Raw genomic sequence first — 17,616 nt, 5'->3', positions numbered from 1 at the left:
GTTGAAATGATAGTTATACCTATGGCGGGCCAAAGCTCAAGGTTTACAACTGCTGGATATAAAAAACCAAAGTTCATGTTAGAAGCTCATGGTATGAGTATGTTTGAACATTCATTAAAAAGTTTCGAGTGTTTTTATGAAAATACACCATTCCTCTTTATAACTAGAAATAGTAAAGAAGTAGTTGACTTTGTAAACGAAAAAGCGCTTCACCTGGGAATTCTAGAGTTTTATGTCGTTGAACTTGAGTTCCAAACACGAGGGCAGGCAGAAACTGTAAGCTTAGGAATTGATAAATGGCTGAACCTTTACAAAAGTAGTGATTATAGTGATGAATTTCCAATAACAATTTTTAATATTGACACTGAAAGGCCTGGTTATAGACATCCGGAGCTTATCAATTCTAGTTATTTAGAAGTTTTCAAAGGAACTGGTGATAATTGGTCTTTTGTTAAACCAAGAAGCCCTGAGTCAAATGATGTAATCCTTACAGCTGAAAAAAAGCCTATTTCTGATTTATGTAGCACTGGGCTTTACTATTTTTCTAAGTATTTTCTATTTAAAACTGCACTTGAAAATTATCTTAAGCTGCCAGAAGAGTGCTGGGAGAAGGGAGAGTTATATGTTGCACCACTTTATAATTACTTAATCAAGGCTGGTTATGAGGTTAAATTTAACCTTATAGAACGGCGGAACGTTATATTTTTTGGAACTCCAAAAGAATATGAAGATTATAAGTGTAATGAGAATAAAGGTTGAGAAATTTACTTCTGAGCATGGGGATACGGGGAGCCTCTTTGCTAGTGGCTTTCTTTGTAACCCTCTATATTACAAGAACTTTAGATTTGGAGGCGGCTGGCTACCTTCTTTTCTTACTTAACACTATGCTATTATTTAGTAATTTTTTTCTATTAGGTTGTGAACCTAAGTTTATTAAATGCTCTGCAGTTAGTGTGACAAATGAAGGATACAGAGAGGAGCTAAATAAATATCTATCTATGATATTGTTTGTCTTAACTGTGGCTAGTTTAATAGCTTTAATAAGTTATTTATTTACTCATAAACTTGATCTTATAGTTTACTATCAAGCATTCATACTGTCATTTTTGCTTGTTGTAATAAAAGTGTTTACTTCTTTTTTTATAGGTAAAGGTCGGCTTAACTTAAGTGTTTTACTAGAGTCTCTAGTCCATAATTTGTTTTTTTTATTAGCAACTTATCTGTGTGTGTCATTTGGTTTATTTGAGGCAAGTATTACTAACTTTTACTATGCTTTATTAATTGGTCTTTTAATTTCATTAGGTTTATCTTTTCTGATTAATGTCTCAAAACTAAATTTTAAATTGAATATCAGTATGAAGAAGGCTCTAGTTGAATTAAATAGTAAAAGTGTAAGGGATTATACTTCGATTATGTTAATTACTTTAGTTGCGACTTTTTTTCCTATTCAATTTGGTAAAACAGTTCTCAATGTTGAGCAAATTGCATTAATTCTTGTATCAGTAAGAATTGCTTCCCTTATAAGAACTCCATATATTGTTCTAAATGCTTTGCATTCACCACTATATGCTAAATATATTAAAGAAAATAACTATAAAGAGTTAAAGCTAAAGCTCTCAAAGGATGGTAAAGTTCATATTTTTTCAAGCTTGGCATGTACTGTAACTATATTGTTTTGCGGGGAGAAAATACTTCATTTGTTCGGGGGGGAGTATGTAGATGCCGGTAAATATCTTACGATTGTAATCTTAGGACAATTTATTTTCTGTTCTTTAGGGCCTGTTGGTGCTGTCATGTTGATGTCAGGCCAAGAAAAAATTGTAAGAAGTAAGCTTTTTTTAAATGCTTTGATTAACTTACCAATAAGCATTGGTCTTATAAGTTTTTTAGATGGATTTGGGGTCTGTATATCCATTTTATTATTCATGGCCGGTCAAAATTTATTGTTATTAACCTCATTTGAAAGATTATTTAAATATAGCTATTTAAAAACTGTATTAAAGAGTGAAATGAAATGATTAAACAGAAAGAAAATATAGCGATAATTCTTTTTGGAAATATGAGAACTTTTGAAAGTTGTGCTCTATCCTTATTAAATAGCCTAGATAGAAACCTTTATAATATTGATGTATATATACATACATGGAGTAAAAAAGAGCGGACGACTGAGTCATTTTATGATGTGAATACAACTAATAACGATAATGTGGATGTTGATAAGATTAAAGAACTATATTCTCCAAGGTTGTTAGTTGTTGATGAACCCCTTCAATTAGTGGCTGAACCTTGCCCGCACACCGGATATGATATAGCGGGTATGAAATCAATGCACTACTCTATGTCCAAGGCTATTAACTTGGCATTAAGTGAAAAAGATTATTCAGCGTATCTATTAACCCGACCTGATATATTATTTAAAAGTCATTTACCTATGGCAAGTGCATTAGAATATTTTTCACTTCACGATAAAAATTTACCTATTTTATTCCGTGCTTGCTATTTCGTACCTACTTATCAAAGTGATATAGATTATTTTAGAAAGGCTGGAGCTACCGATTGCGTGATGTTGATGAATAGACCAGCAGCCGATGTTCTCTCATCAATGAACGATATACCCAAAAATATATACTATGAAAAAGTTAGAAAGTGGGCGGAAGGTCAATTAGATCTATTTCTAGCTCATAAAATAGTTTTAGTAAAAACAATGAACTTTACTGCGCCATTAAATTGGTCTTTGCTTAGGGAGAGCGGTGAAGAAGTGAAGCGTTCTGTTGCTATATTGCAAGAATTCAAAGCTATTACTTGCAGGTTAAAAAATATTTTTAGATTAGTGCGATCCAATGATAAGTTATAAAGACATAAAATTAAATCTAAATGTTTCTGATTCTTTAGCGCTTCTAATTGCCACTGTTGCTTTTATTATCATTCAAAATAATGTTTATTCTTTTTTTGACTATGATGGTTACCAAATGTATATAGAAGCTAATGGTCTTGCTATGGTTAGGTTTTCGAAAGAAATAATTAGTGCAAGTATTATGGATATTCTTTCTAAATTGAAGCTGTCAGCTTGGCACTATTATTTTATTTGTAATTTGTCTTTTATAGCATCATGTTATGTTGTAACAAGAAAGGCAGGGAATTTAAAAAACCTCATTTTTTTACTTTTAGTGATAAACCCAATTACATTTATAATGTATTTGACACCTCGTCAAACTATGTCAATAGCATTTTCCCTTTTAGCATTTTCAACTAATCGCTTCTATTTGAAAATTGCTATTTTTATTTTTGCTACTTTAACTCATACAGCTAGTGGAATCATATCGCTGATCTTCTTCTTTATTTTCAACTCCACTTTTAAGTTTTCATTAATGTTCATGCTCGGTTTTTTCGCTATATTTTCTATGGTAATGAGTGGGATTATCCCAACTAAGTATGCGTATGTTTATACTGAAGAAATCAGTAATGATCGAGGTTGGGGGCGGCTTATGTATTTCCTTGTTTTTACATCCTTTTTAATGTTTCTTAATAAGAGTAAAGAGTGCGGGATCGCATTTTTGTCCGCCTTGTTGATTATAGGGTTACACATAATAGCTCCAGTAGGTGGTAGATTACTGTATATTGTTTTGCCTCTCCTTTTACTTTCATATAAAAATCTTTACTACACTCTCAACTATGTAATATTCTTATTTTTTGTTGTTATTAATATTATTTTGTGCTCGTTTATCGTTTATAGTGGTTCCTATGGATATTAAATTGTCAGTTATAATTCCGTTATATAATAAATCATATAGTATTGTGAGAGCTTTGGATTCGGTGCTCTCACAAAAAAGGAGTATTGATGAGTTAATAATTATTAATGATGGGTCTACAGATGAAAGCCTTGCTATAGTTAGATCTTTTTTTAATAATAGAGAGGTGCCATTTACAGTTTGCATTATAGATAAAGATAATGAAGGTGTTGCGGCGACTAGAAATCTTGGCATTGATAAAGCAAGAAATGATTACATAGCATTTCTTGATGCAGATGATTATTGGTCAAGCGACTTCTGGAGTGCTCGATATGACGCTATATTACATAATGATGCTTGTGAAGTTTATTCAGGATCTCATTACTTAAATGGCAAGTTAGTTACTCCTTATGTTGGTGAAAAATATGGTATAGAGAATCACTTCTTCATAAGGTCAATATTTGGTTCCTTAATTAATAGTTCAAAGGCCGTTTTTAAAAAGAAAGTTCTTTATGATAGCGGATTGTTCCCTTTAGGTGCTAATGTCGCTGAAGATTTGTATTTGTGGATAAATATTGCAACGAACAACTCTATTTTTTATGATAGTAATCCCTCTGTTTATATTGAAGTGCAAGACGATGATAGCCGAGATAAGCGAGTTGGTGAATTACCGTTGCCAATACTGAAAATATACCCGAAGGTTAAATTCTCTTCACTTCGAGTTTATTTGTCATTTATGTTATGGAAGCACTATTTACGAGCCATCAAAACTAGAGATGAAAAGTTTATTAAATCTTCTGATAATATTTTGAGGCCACTAGATCGTTTTGTTATTAATTTTATGAAAGTTATAATTAAGTAAGTGACCTATATATGCCAAGCCTTCAATATAAAATTTTTTCTTCTCTCTTATCAAAACTACCACTTTATTTAAGAATTCAGATTCTCTACTACAGGAGGTTTAGAAGACTTTGTAACTTCTCATCACCTCAGTGTTTTACTGAAAAGTTACAGGTTAAGAAAGTTACTGACAGGGATAATTTGTTAACGGTCGCTGCAGATAAAATTGCTTCAAAGCTTTTTGTTAAAGAGCTTGTAGATGATATATATATACCTAAAACACTTTGGAGTGCAAGTTCAGCAGAAGAGATAGATTACCTAAATTTAGAAAACTTACCTGTGGATTATGTTTATAAAGCAAATCACACTAGTCAAACAATCGAAATTATTAAAGACTCTAAGCATCTTAGCAAATCAAAAATGAAAGCTTTAGCAAAGGTATGGTTAAAGCATGACCAGTCAGGTTCGTTAGGAGAATGGGCTTACGAAAATATAGAACCCAAAGTGTTTATTGAGGAGTTTTTGGATTTTGGAGGTAAAGAACCTGATGATTACAAACTTTTTGTTTATCATGGTAAAGTCCACTTTATTCAGTTGGATTCTGACAGGTTTTTAGATCACAAAAGAAATATGTTTGATCGAGATTGGGAAGATTTAGGGTTCTCTTTTTCTCATTCAAGAAAATTACCTATACCACCGAAGCCACCTTTTCTAGATGGAATGATAGAAATAGCCGAGAGAATTGGTGCAAACTTTGATTTTATTAGAGTCGATTTATACTGGTATAATAGTCGGATAACTTTTGGTGAGCTTACTGTATATCCAGGTGCTGGCTTTGAAAAATTTCCTAGTATTGAATGGGATAGAAAATTTGGGGAACCATGGAAGATTTAAATTCAGATATATTAGGTTTTAAACTTTTATTTATAGTAAATGTAGACTGGTTCTTCATTTCACATCGCTTGCCAATAGCAAAAGAGGCATTGAACAAAGGATATAAAGTTACTATTGCCTGTAAGTTTACTGAGCACAGAAAGTATCTCGAAGATATGGGTTTCGACCTTATTGAGGTTCCCTTCAGTAGAAGTGGTGGGGGGGTGTTTTCTGAGTTAAAAGTACTCAAGAAAGTTAAGCAAGTACTAGATATTGTTAAGCCTGATATTGTGCATGCAATAACAATAAAACCTGTCCTGTATACTGGATTAGCTTTAAAGTCTACTAAGTCTAATGTTCCATTTGTAGCGGCCATATCTGGCCTCGGTTATGTTTTTACTGCAGATTCTTTAAGGGCTAAATTTACAAGGTTTATTGCTTCAGTCTTTTATAAAGTAGCGCTTTCACAAGAGTTTAAAAGAGTTATCTTTCAAAATACATCAGATGAAGCAATACTAACTCGAGTTGCTAAGCTGGATAGCAATGATAAAGTTTTAATTAAAGGATCGGGTGCTGACTTATCTGTTTATAATTTTAAACCAGAAAATCTAAACAAAGCACCTAAAGTAGCGATGGCGTGTCGGTTGTTAAAAGAAAAAGGTGTATACCAATATATAGAGGCGGCGAAAGTTGTTAAAGCTTCTCACCCTGATGTTGAGTTTTTACTAATTGGTACACCAGATTTAGAGAACCCAAACACTGTAAAGCAAACTGAAATTGAGCAATGGGTTAATGAAGGGATTATCAACTACCTAGGTCATAGAAATGATATTCCCGATGTTTTCTCTGAGAGTAATATTGTGTGCTTACCCTCTTTTTATGGGGAAGGAGTGCCTAAAGTTTTAATTGAAGCCGCTGCATGCGGTCGAGCTATCGTAACAACGAATAACCCCGGCTGTAGAGATGCTGTCATTGAAGGTAAAACAGGGTTAACGGTGCCGGTCCGTGATTCTATCAAGTTAGCTGAAGCACTTATTCAATTAATAGATAATACTAACCTTAGGTTAAATATGGGGCAACAGGCGCGAAAATTTGCAGAGCAGGAGTTTGATGTTAATAGTGTTGTTGATAAACATTTGGAAATTTATAGCTCAATATTAGCAAGGTGTGAGCAATGATCGGTGTAACAGGTTATACGGGTTTTGTTGGTAGTGCTTTATTGAAAGAGCTTGAATCGAAAAAAGTTTTACTTTTAGGTCGCAAGGTTTTGCCTGAATACCCTAACTTTAGCTATTTTGATTTGATTGATACTAAAAATCTTGAACTGCAAGATAGTTTGAACACAGTTGATGTGTTAATACACAGTGCTGCAAGAGTTCACATAATGAATGATAGTGCACTTGACCCTCTTGCTGATTTTAGAGCTGCAAATACACTTGGAACTATTAATTTAGCCAAACAAGCCGCGCAAGCTGGAGTTAAGCGCTTTATTTTTATTAGCTCTATAAAAGTAAATGGTGAGAGCACAACAAATAGGCCTCCATTCTCTTCAGCTGACTTGCCTTCCCCCGAGGACCCTTACGGTATTTCAAAAGCTGAGGCTGAGCAGCAATTACTTGAGCTAGGTAAGCAAACAGGAATGGAGATAGTTATAATTCGCCCCCCGCTTGTTTTCGGTGAAGGAGTGAAAGCGAACTTTGCATCTCTAATGAAATTGGTTAGCAAAGGCTTACCGCTACCATTTAGGCTAATTAAAAATAATAAACGAAACTTAGTTTCTGTTTATAACTTAGTTGATTTGATTAAAGTGTGTATTGACCACCCAAATGCATCTAACCAAGTGTTTTTAGCAAGTGATGACCATGATTTATCTACTGCTGAAATGGTTGCACTCATGGCTAAAGTACAAAATAAACCCAATTTAGCTATACCTGTGCCTGTATGGTGTTTTAAGTTAGCAGGTAAATTATTAGGCAAACAAGCCTTAATAGACCGATTGACTGGTTCATTGCAGCTAGACATAGCTCATACAAAAAATACACTTAATTGGTCACCGCCATACACTGTTGAGCATGGCTTTAAGCTAGCCGCTAAAAATTGTTCGAAAAAATAGTTAATGGATTTATAAATGATACGCTTATTAGACTTTTTGTTTGCTTTATTTGGTTTGTTATTTGCCTTACCATTTTTAGTTATTTTATATGTTATTGGTTTATTTGATACAGGCTCACCTATTTTTACTCAACAGCGTGTAGGTCGTAATAAAAAGCCATTTACTCTGGTTAAGTTTAGAACCATGAAGGTTGATACTGCATCGGTTGCTAGTCACTTAGCAAGTACCGCATCTATCACGCCTTTTGGTGGTTTTTTACGTAAAACTAAGTTAGATGAGCTACCACAGCTTTGGAATGTATTGAAAGGCGAAATGAGTTTGGTCGGCCCTCGCCCAGGTTTATTTAACCAAGAAGAGTTAACTGCAGCGCGTGATGCTAAAAATGTTTTTGATGTTCGCCCTGGTATTACAGGCCTTGCTCAAGTTAGCGAGATTGATATGTCGACCCCTGAGTTACTTGCAAAGACTGATCGTGAGATGATCGATACTTTAAATTTAAGTAATTATTTTAAATATATTCTTATGACTGTAACAGGTAGTGGTAGTGGGGATAGGGTTAAGTAAAAGGTTACTAGGTTCTAGGGAAGTGACTAGGTTCTAGGGAAGTGACTAGGTTCTAGGGAAGTGACTAGGTTCTAGGGAAGTGAGTAGGTTCTAGGGAAATGACTAGGTTCTAGGGAAATGACTAGGTCCTGAGAATTGCTAGGTTCTAGAAGAAGTCTAGAGAACTAAGGATGGTAATTATGCAATTTGAAAAACTGGATGTTTGGAAGAGAGCTTCTCGTTTAGCTTGTGATATCTATAAAGTTACTAAAGATTGTAAGGATTATGGCTTTAAAGACCAAGTAACGCGTTCAGCTGTTTCTATCCCTTCTAATATAGCCGAGGGAATAGAGCGTGAAACTGTGAATGATGAGTCTAGATTTTTGTATTATGCTAAAGGTTCTGCTGGTGAGTTAGTTACACAGCTTTATATTGGCGTTGAAATTGGATTTATAGAAAAAGAGCATGGATTAAAGCTAGTATCCGAAGCTAAAGAAGTTGCAGCTATGATCGCTTCGTTAATAAAGCGAAGAAAGGGTTTCGTTAAAGAGCGAGAGTCTATTTATGATATTGGTAGCTCCTAGCTCCTAGCTCCTAGCTCCTAGCTCCTAGCTCCTAGCTCCTAGCTCCTAGCTCCTAGCTCCTAGCTCCTAGCTCCTAGCTCCTAGCTCCTAGCTCCTAGCTCCTAGCTCCTAGCTCCTAGCTCCTATATTTTCTTTTAATTTCAATAGTTAATGAATTTGTATTAGATTGTGGCACTTTGGGCTTTTTAAAGTTATAATTTATAAAATTTTAACAATTATTAAGCTTAGAGTAAGTTATGGATGAGATACTTTAAGTTTGCTGTCGTTACAAGAAAGGGAACTTGTTGTGGATAAATATATTCGCGCTGTACTGAGTGCCTCCCGCGCCAAAAAAAGGTTAATTACCTTACTCTTTGATTCGTTTTTTATTATCTCTGCATTTTGGTTAGCCTTAATAGTTAGGCTCGATAGCATTTCGCCACTTTATAGTTTTGATAACTGGCTTGTATTGGCTTTGTTACTTCCTACCTCGTTATTTGCGTTTGTTAATTTAGGTTTATATCGCGCAGTACTTAGGTACATGAATACTCATGCGTTATGGGCTATTGTGTTTGGTACATTAATAAGCACAGTTTCGTTAGTTTTAATTGCGTTTTTTATTGGTACAAACATACCGCGTACCATGCCTTTTATTTTTGCATGGCTTTGTTTACTCACTGTAGGTGGCTCACGTATTGTGGCCCGCTCTATGATTGGCCGTTTAACTACTGCTAATAAAGAGTCGGTCATTATTTATGGTGCAGGCTCTGCAGGTAGACAGCTTGCAACAGCATTAAACACGGGGCCGGAGTACTATGTACGTGCTTTTATAGACGACGATACAACAAAGCAAGGCTCAATAATTCAGGGTATCCCCGTTTTATGTTTTAAAGGTATTTACGACCTTGTAAATAAAGGCCCTGTTAGCAAGGTGTTACTTGCTTTACCTAGCGAAAGCCGCGCCCGCCGTAAACAAATTTTAGCTCAGTTAGAGCCGTTAAAAGTAACCGTACTCTCTATACCAGGTATGGCCGATGTGGTTGAAGGTAAAGCTAAACTCTCTGAATTCAGAGACGTGGAGATAGAAGATTTATTAGGCCGTGACCCTGTAGACCCAAAACCTGAGTTAATGGCAGCTAATATCACTAATAAAGTGGTTATGGTGACTGGGGCGGGTGGCTCTATAGGTTCTGAGTTATGTAGGCAAATAGTTAAACAACAACCTAAAAAACTTGTTCTGTTTGAGGTAAACGAGTTTGGCTTATATTCAATCGAAAAAGAGCTGAGTGAGTATATTACTCATAATAACTTAAGCGTAAAGCTAGTGCCAATTATGGGCTCTGTGCAGCGTATTAACCGGATTGAAACTGTAATGATGGCCTTTGGTGTACAAACGGTTTACCACGCAGCTGCATACAAGCATGTCCCTTTAGTTGAACACAATGTTGTTGAAGGGGTGCGCAATAATGTATTTGGTACTTACTATGCAGCAAAAGCTGCGGTAAACGCGAAAGTCGAAACCTTTGTACTAATTTCTACCGACAAAGCAGTACGGCCAACCAATGTTATGGGCGCAACTAAACGTATGGCCGAGCTTTGTTTGCAAGGTTTAGCGCAAAATAAAGGTAAACAACATAATACCCGCTTTTGCATGGTACGCTTTGGTAATGTACTTGGCTCAAGCGGCTCGGTTGTGCCCTTGTTCCGTAGGCAAATTAAAGAGGGTGGGCCAATAACCTTAACTCACCCAGACATAACGCGCTTTTTTATGACCATACCAGAGGCTGCACAGCTTGTTATACAAGCAGGCTCTATGGGTAAAGGCGGTGATGTATTTGTACTCGACATGGGCGAGTCTGTAAAAATTAAAGACCTCGCGACAAAAATGATTCGCCTTTCAGGTTTTGAAGTAAAAGATGAAGCAAACCCGCATGGTGATATAGCCATAGAATGTACCGGCCTTCGCCCTGGCGAAAAGTTATTTGAAGAGCTATTGATTGGCGATAATGTTGGCGAAACATCACACGAGCGTATAATGACTGCAAACGAAGTCATGCTGCCACTCCCTGAGCTCAACGTATTTTTAGAAGCGTTAGATATTGCATGCCATAATTTTGATCACCAAACAATTCGCCAATTACTACTTGATGCACCAACAGGCTTTAACCCGACTGATGGCATTTGTGATTTAGTTTGGAATGCAAAACAAGCTAAACCCGTAGCAAATGATGAACAGCCAAGTAAGGTTGTTAACTTTAAAGGTTAGAATTTTTTGTGTTTTTACTCTTTTTGAGCGCGATTTTTCGCGCTTTAATTGTTTTTAAAGCTATGAAATTTATTTAAGTGTATTACATATAGCTCAATTAGCTTTTTATAAGGTTCTAACTAGAGCTGATGTTGCTTATAATACTGGTAAAATAAGTATCTTCCAGTGAAGGTGCGGCTTATACGAAAGGATATTATTAAATGAAAATAGCGGTAGTTGGTACGGGTTATGTAGGCCTGTCTAATGCAATGCTTTTAGCGCAGTATAACAAGGTTGTTGCTTTAGATATTGATGAGCAAAAGGTTGCTCTATTACAAAGTAAACAGTCGCCAATCGTTGATACTGAAATTAGTGATTTTTTACAAAATAAGCCACTTAACTTTAGCGCAACCACAAATAAAGAGTCAGCGCTTTTAAATGCCGAATTTGTAGTCATTGCCACTCCAACTGATTATGACCCAGAAACTAATTATTTTAATACTCGCTCGGTGGAGTCGGTAATTAGCGACGTGTTAGCTATAAACCCAACCGCTACCATGATCATTAAGTCAACAGTGCCAGTGGGTTATACCAAATCAGTAAAAGAGCAGTTTGGTACTGATAATATTATTTTTTCGCCTGAGTTTTTACGTGAAGGTAAAGCGCTATACGATAACTTACACCCATCACGTATTATTGTGGGTGAACAAAGTGAGCGCGCGAAAGTGTTTGCAAATTTATTGGCAGAGGGCGCTGTAAAAACAGATATCGAAGTATTATTTACTGACTCAACCGAAGCTGAGGCGATTAAGTTATTTTCGAACACTTACCTAGCAATGCGTGTAGCTTACTTTAACGAGTTAGACAGCTACGCCGAAAGCCATGGTTTAGATGCAAAACAGATTATTGAAGGTGTAGGCCTAGACCCACGTATTGGTAAACACTATAACAACCCATCGTTTGGTTATGGTGGTTACTGTTTACCTAAAGATACCAAGCAGCTATTAGCTAACTACCAAGATGTGCCGAACAATATGATCCGTGCGATTGTAGATGCCAATACGACTCGTAAAGATTTTATTGCTAACTCCATTATTAATCGTAAACCTAAAGTGGTGGGTATTTATCGTTTAGTGATGAAATCTGGCTCTGATAATTTTAGGGCGTCGGCTATTCAAGGCATTATGAAACGCATTAAAGCTAAAGGTATTGAAGTAGTGGTTTACGAGCCAACCTTTGAAGGCGAAGCATTCTTTAATTCGCGTGTAATTAAAAACCTTGATGAGCTTAAAAGTATCTCTGATGTAATTGTGTCTAACCGCATGGCCGAAGAGTTACAAGATGTAGCAGATAAGGTTTATACCCGCGATTTGTTTGGAAGTGATTAATGCGAATTAGCTGTCAGCTTTCAGCTTTCAGCTGTCAGTTTTGAGCTGAATGTGCATATTCGCCGCTGAGGTGATTGGTGGCATCGTAGGTATGAAATTTACTTCGCACGAAAATTTATTCACAAAGAGAAGTGAATGAGAAGAGAATGAGGAAACCACAAGATCATTTTTTATTTCCTCTAAAGCGCAGCGTCTCTTAGCCTCTTTGTGCGATTAGTTGTATTTAATGTAGGCGTGAAATTTATTTCTCGCAAAGAGCTTGATTGAACCACAGAGGACACTGAGAGCACAGAGGAAGTAATTTATAGAATCAGATATGCACAGTGCTGTTTTTAGGTAATGTAGGAGGTACTTTAGTGCCGAAGTCTTTAGTGTAATTCACAGCTAAAGCCGTTCCTACGAATTAAAGAACCTTTGAACAAAGATAAGTAAACGAGAAAAGAACGAGGAAGTGATAATAAAGCTTTTTGTTTTCTCTGAAGCGCAGCGCCTCTGTGTGCTCTGTGGTTCATAGTGTTTTTCTATCTTTAACCTAATTAAAACCACAGAGGGCATAGAGAGCATAGAGGTTGAGAAGGAGGTATTTAAGCTTTTTATTTAAAGCGCAGCGTCTCTTTATCTCTTTGCGAACATTTAGTTTCTCTGTGTAGCGCGTTGCGCCTTGGTGTACTCTGTGGTTCAAAGTAAGAGCATTAAAGCTTTAATTAAGTCAAAAGAATTGGCGGCCTTCGGGCTCTAAAAAAGTAGGAATAAAATGAAATATTTAGTAACCGGAGCTGCGGGTTTTATTGGCGCAGCTACTTGCCAAAAGCTACTAGCGCAAGGCCATACAGTTGTTGGTATTGATAACCTAAACGACTATTACGATGTAAATTTAAAACTTGCCCGCCTTGAGCTAATTAAAGATAACAGCAACTTTAGTTTTGTTAAACTTGATATTGCAGAGCGTACTGCAATGGCTGAACTTTTCAAAAATGAGCAATTTGATCGTGTTATTCATTTAGCAGCACAAGCTGGCGTGCGTTATTCAATTGAAAATCCAGACGCTTATGCAGATTCAAACCTTGTTGGTCATTTAAATGTACTTGAAGGGTGTCGTCACAATAAGGTTGCGCATTTAGTTTATGCTTCGTCGAGCTCTGTTTATGGCTTAAACGAAAAAACTCCATTCGAAACAACCGACAGTGTTGATCACCCGGTTTCGTTTTATGCAGCTACTAAAAAAGCTAATGAGCTAATGGCTCATAGTTACTCGCATTTGTATAACTTGCCAACAACAGGCTTACGTTTTTTTACGGTTTATGGCCCATGGGGTCGCCCAGATATGGCGCCTTATATTTTTACTAAAAAGATCCTCGACGGCGATACGATCGATATTAATAACAATGGCGATATGTGGCGTGACTTCACCTTCATTGACGATATCGTTGAAGGAGTTGTACGTGCCGCTGATGTAGTACCTGAACGTGATGATAACTGGAAAGTTGAAACCGGTTCACCGGCAACAAGTTCTGCCCCGTTTAAGGTGTACAACATTGGCCATGGTAGCCCAATTAACCTAATGGACTTTATTAGTGCTATTGAAAGCGAATTAGGTATTGAAGCTAAGAAAAACTTTCGTGAAATGCAGGCTGGTGACGTTTATAAAACGTATGCAGATACCCAAGACTTATACAAAGCTACAGGTTACAAACCTGCTGTAGGTGTTAAGCAAGGTGTAGCTGAGCTTATCAGTTGGTATAAAGAGTTTTATAACAAACAATAAACTCTTGTGAATTTCTAGGGGCTGAAAGAGCAAAGCATAGAAGCTATAAGTCTAATGTGCTTTTTCTATGCTGAGGTGATAAGCAGCACCGTAGGCGTGAAATTTATTTGTTGACCACAACAATTTCGCGCGAAAGTAATTGCACAAAGAGAAGTGAACGAGAAGAGAAAGAGGAAACCAAAAGATACTTCCTTTTTAGCGAAGCATCTCTTAGCCACTTTGTGAATTAAAGACCTTTTCTAACCACAGAGGGCACTGAGATCACGGAGGTAGAGAAGGAGGTATTTAAATAGTATTTCTCTTTAGCGCAGCGTCTCATAATCTCTATGTGATCATTTGGTTTCTCTGTGTAGCGCGAAGCGCCTCGGTGTACTCTGTGGTTCAAATGTGTTTTTACACAAAAAGAAAAGCTAGCCGTGAGTGTTAATGTGAGCGCACATATTCGCTGCTGAGCTGATAGACGACACTGTAGGCGTGAAATTTATTTCGCGTGAAGATCTTGATTGAACCACAGAGGTCATAGAGAGCACAGAGGAAGAGAAGGAGGGATTTAAATTAGTGTTTCTCTTCAGCGAAGCGCCTCTTAGCCTCTTTGTGCAATTATTGCCTTTGATGTAGGCGTGAAATTTATTTCGCGTGAAGAGCTTGATTGAACCACAGAGGTCACAGAGAACATAGAGGAAGAGAAGGAGAGATTCAAATAGTGTTTCTCTTCAGCGCAGCGTCTCATAATCTCTATGTGATCATTTGGTTTCTCTGTGTAGCGCGAAGCGCCTCGGTGTACTCTGTGGTTCAAATGTGTTTTTACACAAAAAGAAAAGCTAGCCGTGAGTGTTAATGTGAGCGCACATATTCGCTGCTGAGCTGATAGACGACACTGTAGGCGTGAAATTTATTTTGCGTGAAGATCTTGATTGAACCATAGAGGTCACAGAGAGCACAGAGGAAGAGAAGGAGGGATTCAACTAGTATTTCTGTCTCATAACCTCTTCGTGAACATTGGTATTAACGAAAAATAAAATAAAAAACCATTCAGCTTGTATCTACATTGGTACTGTTAGTTTGGTATTATTGTAGATTAAATTATTAGATAAGGGACTTAATATGAAAGCAGTGATCCCAGTTGCGGGCCTTGGTACCCGTATGCTTCCAATGACCAAAGCAATTCCTAAAGAAATGCTGCCGTTAGTTGATAAACCACTTATTCAATACATCGTAAACGAGTGTGTAGCTGCCGGTATTAAAGAGATTGTATTAGTAACTCATAGCTCAAAAAACGCTATTGAAAATCACTTTGATACTAGCTTTGAGCTAGAGGCTACACTCGAAAAACGTGTAAAGCGAACACTGCTAGAAGAAGTTCGTTCTATCTGCCCACCTGATGTAACCATTATGCATGTTCGTCAAGGCGAAGCTATGGGCTTAGGTCACGCAGTTATGTGCGCAAAGCCAATAGTCGGTGATGACGATTTTGTTGTTGTACTGCCTGATGTTATTTTAGATAGTTACACTGCTGACCAAAAAAACGAGAACATTGCCGCTATGATTAAGCGCTTTAAAGACGTTAAAGCAAGCCAAATTATGCTGGAACCTGTTCCGCAAGAAAGTGTGCACAAATATGGTATTGCAGATATTGGTGGTGTAAAAATTAAAGCAGGCGAAAGTGCGCCAATTAAAACCATGGTTGAAAAACCAAAGGCTGAAGAAGCACCTTCTAATTTAGCGGTTGTTGGCCGTTATGTGTTATCAAAAGCTATTTGGCCGTTACTTGCTAAAACACCTGCGGGCGCTGGTGGCGAAATTCAATTAACCGATGCGATTGATGAGCTGATGAAAACTGAAGTTGTTGAGGCTTTCCACATGAGTGGCAGAGCACATGACTGTGGTGATAAGCTTGGTTATTTAAAAGCAATTGTAGAATACAGTATGCGCGATGATAATCTAGGCGCAGAGTTCTCTGAGTTTTTAAGTGAAATGGTTGAGCCAAAAGTGAGTCATTTAAAAGCGGTTTAATCTCTTTGTCAGTTTCTGATATATCTAAACGCCTACACATTGTGTAGGCGTTTTTGTTTATTAGATAGAATTTTAAACACAAAGGGGCGAGGATTACAGATTGAGATAATTAATAGACTTAAGGTGAATGTGTAGACTCTTTACTAAAGTGATATTTGATACCGTAGGTCTGAAATTTATTATGCACGTAAGATCTCTTTTGAACCACAGAGGACACAGAGAACACAGAGGTAAATACGGCAAGACTAAAAACTCAGAAAGAGCTGTTTGGTAGTGTTATGTTAGTTTGTGGGATGTTTTGGATACCAAAATTTTAAGAGCTTTGAACCACAGAGGGCACAGAGAGCACAGAGGAAGAGAAAGAGGTACAAGGTGCTTTATCTTCAGCCCGGTGTTTTATGAGTTTTAGAATTAATTTAATTTTCTCTATGAAGCGCGAAGCGCCTCTGTGCGCTCTGTGGCTAAAAGTGTTTTTATACAAAGAGAAAAGCTCGCCGTGAGTGTTAATGTGAGCATGCATATTGGTCACTGAGGTGATAGGCGACACCGTAGGCGTGAAATTTATTTCGCGCGAAGATCTTGATTGAACCACAGAGGTCATAGAGAGCACAGAGGAAGAGAAAGAGAGTTTCAAAATAGTATTTCTCTTCAGCGCAGCGTCTCACAATCTCTATGTGGTCATTTGGTTTCTCTATGTAGCGAGAAGCGCCTCGGTGTACTCTGTGGTTCATAGTGTTTTTTGTGGGTCAGATATTGGTTGATTGAATGGCATTGTATGTAAGGCGCGCCAAGCAAGCGTGACGCCTACTGTTTAATATTTTATTTCTCTGTGTAGCGCGAAGCGCCTCTGTGTACTCTGTGGTTCATAGTGTTTTTTGTGGGTCAGATATTGGTTGATTGAATGGCATTGTATGTAAGGCGCGCCAAGTAAGCGTGACGACTACTGTTTAATATTTTATTTCTCTGTGTAGCGCGCAGTGCCTCTGTGTACTCTGTGGTTCATAGTGTTTTTTGTGGGTCAGATATTGGTTGATTGAATGGCATTGTATGTAAGGCGCGCCAAGCAAGCGTGACGCCTACTGTTTAATATTTTATTTCTCTGTGTAGCGCGCAGTGCCTCTGTGTACTCTGTGGTTCATAGTGTTTTTTGTGGGTCAGATATTGGTTGATTGAATGGCATTGTATGTAAGGCGCGCCAAGTAAGCGTGACGACTACTGTTTAATATTTTATTTCTCTGTGTAGCGCGCAGTGCCTCTGTGTACTCTGTGGTTCATAGTGTTTTTTGTGGGTCAGATATTGGTTGATTGAATGGCATTGTATGTAAGGCGCGCCAAGCAAGCGTGACGCCTACTGTTTAATATTTTATTTCTCTGTGTAGCGCGAAGCGCCTCTGTGTACTCTGTGGTTCATAGTGTTTTTTGTGGGTCAGATATTGGTTGATTGAATGGCGTTGTATATAAGGCACGCCAAGCAAGCGTGACGCCTACTGTTTAATATTTTATTTCTCTATGTAGCGCGCAGCGCCTCTGTGTACTCTGTGGTTC

General features: G+C 37.3%; 14 protein-coding genes. 13 read left to right on the top strand and 1 reads right to left on the bottom strand.

The features are described from left to right. Positions 1 to 6: 6 nt before the first annotated feature. Positions 7 to 759, top strand: coding sequence for a capsular biosynthesis protein (locus KQP93_RS15390; RefSeq protein WP_217875107.1), 753 nt, complete (start codon positions 7 to 9; stop codon positions 757 to 759). Positions 760 to 803: 44 nt separating this feature from the next. Further along, a complete protein-coding gene (locus KQP93_RS15385) occupies positions 804 to 2,018 on the top strand; it encodes an oligosaccharide flippase family protein (protein WP_303396562.1) in 1,215 nt (404 codons plus the stop codon). Positions 2,019 to 2,679: 661 nt separating this feature from the next. On the opposite strand, the gene KQP93_RS21675 is transcribed toward KQP93_RS15385, so the two are convergent. Next, positions 2,680 to 2,865, bottom strand: a complete 186-nt coding sequence (locus tag KQP93_RS21675; RefSeq protein WP_440590142.1) for a hypothetical protein — start codon at positions 2,863 to 2,865, stop codon at positions 2,680 to 2,682. Between KQP93_RS21675 and KQP93_RS15375 the strand changes: the two genes are divergently transcribed. The 11 genes from KQP93_RS15375 (at position 2,841) to galU (ending at position 16,071) form a co-directional block, all read left to right on the top strand. Beyond that, positions 2,841 to 3,752 carry a hypothetical protein gene (locus KQP93_RS15375; protein WP_217875104.1) on the top strand — a complete coding sequence of 304 codons (912 nt, stop codon included), beginning with the start codon at positions 2,841 to 2,843 and terminating at the stop codon, positions 3,750 to 3,752. The genes KQP93_RS21675 and KQP93_RS15375 overlap by 25 nt on opposite strands. Further along, entirely contained in the window at positions 3,742 to 4,590 is an 849-nt protein-coding gene (locus KQP93_RS15370) for a glycosyltransferase family 2 protein (RefSeq protein WP_217875103.1), read from the top strand. Before KQP93_RS15375 ends, KQP93_RS15370 begins: the two co-directional genes overlap by 11 nt. Positions 4,591 to 4,601: 11 nt before the next feature. Next, positions 4,602 to 5,462 (top strand): ATP-grasp fold amidoligase family protein, encoded by an 861-nt coding sequence (locus KQP93_RS15365; protein ID WP_217875102.1) that lies wholly within the window; start codon positions 4,602 to 4,604, stop codon positions 5,460 to 5,462. After that, entirely contained in the window at positions 5,450 to 6,619 is a 1,170-nt protein-coding gene (locus KQP93_RS15360; protein ID WP_217875101.1) for a glycosyltransferase family 4 protein, read from the top strand. The genes KQP93_RS15365 and KQP93_RS15360 overlap by 13 nt, the downstream gene beginning before the upstream one ends. Next, on the top strand, positions 6,616 to 7,554 hold the full coding sequence (locus KQP93_RS15355) for a UDP-glucose 4-epimerase family protein (RefSeq protein ID WP_217875100.1): 939 nt from the start codon (positions 6,616 to 6,618) through the stop codon (positions 7,552 to 7,554). Before KQP93_RS15360 ends, KQP93_RS15355 begins: the two co-directional genes overlap by 4 nt. Positions 7,555 to 7,569: 15 nt before the next feature. Next, positions 7,570 to 8,118 carry a sugar transferase gene (locus KQP93_RS15350; RefSeq protein WP_217875099.1) on the top strand — a complete coding sequence of 183 codons (549 nt, stop codon included), beginning with the start codon at positions 7,570 to 7,572 and terminating at the stop codon, positions 8,116 to 8,118. 179 nt (positions 8,119 to 8,297) lie between these two features. Next, a complete protein-coding gene (locus KQP93_RS15345) occupies positions 8,298 to 8,681 on the top strand; it encodes a four helix bundle protein (RefSeq protein ID WP_217875098.1) in 384 nt (127 codons plus the stop codon). 286 nt (positions 8,682 to 8,967) lie between these two features. Further along, the gene (locus KQP93_RS15340) at positions 8,968 to 10,926 is read left to right on the top strand and encodes a nucleoside-diphosphate sugar epimerase/dehydratase (protein WP_217875097.1); all 1,959 of its coding nucleotides are present in this window, start codon (positions 8,968 to 8,970) and stop codon (positions 10,924 to 10,926) included. 200 nt (positions 10,927 to 11,126) lie between these two features. Further along, the gene (locus KQP93_RS15335; protein WP_217875096.1) at positions 11,127 to 12,293 is read left to right on the top strand and encodes a nucleotide sugar dehydrogenase; all 1,167 of its coding nucleotides are present in this window, start codon (positions 11,127 to 11,129) and stop codon (positions 12,291 to 12,293) included. 754 nt (positions 12,294 to 13,047) lie between these two features. After that, the gene (locus tag KQP93_RS15330) at positions 13,048 to 14,058 is read left to right on the top strand and encodes an NAD-dependent epimerase (RefSeq protein ID WP_217875095.1); all 1,011 of its coding nucleotides are present in this window, start codon (positions 13,048 to 13,050) and stop codon (positions 14,056 to 14,058) included. 1,104 nt (positions 14,059 to 15,162) lie between these two features. Further along, positions 15,163 to 16,071 carry a UTP--glucose-1-phosphate uridylyltransferase GalU gene (galU, locus tag KQP93_RS15325; protein ID WP_217875094.1) on the top strand — a complete coding sequence of 303 codons (909 nt, stop codon included), beginning with the start codon at positions 15,163 to 15,165 and terminating at the stop codon, positions 16,069 to 16,071. The last annotated feature ends 1,545 nt before the right edge of the window (positions 16,072 to 17,616 follow it).

The sequence above is a fragment of the Pseudoalteromonas shioyasakiensis genome (genome assembly GCF_019134595.1).
GTDB lineage: Bacteria > Pseudomonadota > Gammaproteobacteria > Enterobacterales > Alteromonadaceae > Pseudoalteromonas > Pseudoalteromonas shioyasakiensis_A.
The sequence above is the reverse complement of the archived record's forward strand: the minus strand, read 5'-3'. Positions and strand labels throughout refer to the sequence as shown.

Excerpts from the sequence above, each read along its gene's own strand:
- KQP93_RS15390 (WP_217875107.1), top strand. The coding sequence starts at position 7 with ATGATAGTTATACCTATGGCGGGCCAAAGCTCAAGGTTTACAACTGCT.
- KQP93_RS15375 (WP_217875104.1), top strand. The coding sequence starts at position 2,841 with ATGATAAGTTATAAAGACATAAAATTAAATCTAAATGTTTCTGATTCT.
- KQP93_RS15370 (WP_217875103.1), top strand. The coding sequence starts at position 3,742 with ATGGATATTAAATTGTCAGTTATAATTCCGTTATATAATAAATCATAT.
- KQP93_RS15365 (WP_217875102.1), top strand. The coding sequence starts at position 4,602 with ATGCCAAGCCTTCAATATAAAATTTTTTCTTCTCTCTTATCAAAACTA.
- KQP93_RS15360 (WP_217875101.1), top strand. The coding sequence starts at position 5,450 with ATGGAAGATTTAAATTCAGATATATTAGGTTTTAAACTTTTATTTATA.
- KQP93_RS15355 (WP_217875100.1), top strand. The coding sequence starts at position 6,616 with ATGATCGGTGTAACAGGTTATACGGGTTTTGTTGGTAGTGCTTTATTG.
- KQP93_RS15350 (WP_217875099.1), top strand. The coding sequence starts at position 7,570 with ATGATACGCTTATTAGACTTTTTGTTTGCTTTATTTGGTTTGTTATTT.
- KQP93_RS15345 (WP_217875098.1), top strand. The coding sequence starts at position 8,298 with ATGCAATTTGAAAAACTGGATGTTTGGAAGAGAGCTTCTCGTTTAGCT.
- KQP93_RS15335 (WP_217875096.1), top strand. The coding sequence starts at position 11,127 with ATGAAAATAGCGGTAGTTGGTACGGGTTATGTAGGCCTGTCTAATGCA.
- KQP93_RS15330 (WP_217875095.1), top strand. The coding sequence starts at position 13,048 with ATGAAATATTTAGTAACCGGAGCTGCGGGTTTTATTGGCGCAGCTACT.
- galU (WP_217875094.1), top strand. The coding sequence starts at position 15,163 with ATGAAAGCAGTGATCCCAGTTGCGGGCCTTGGTACCCGTATGCTTCCA.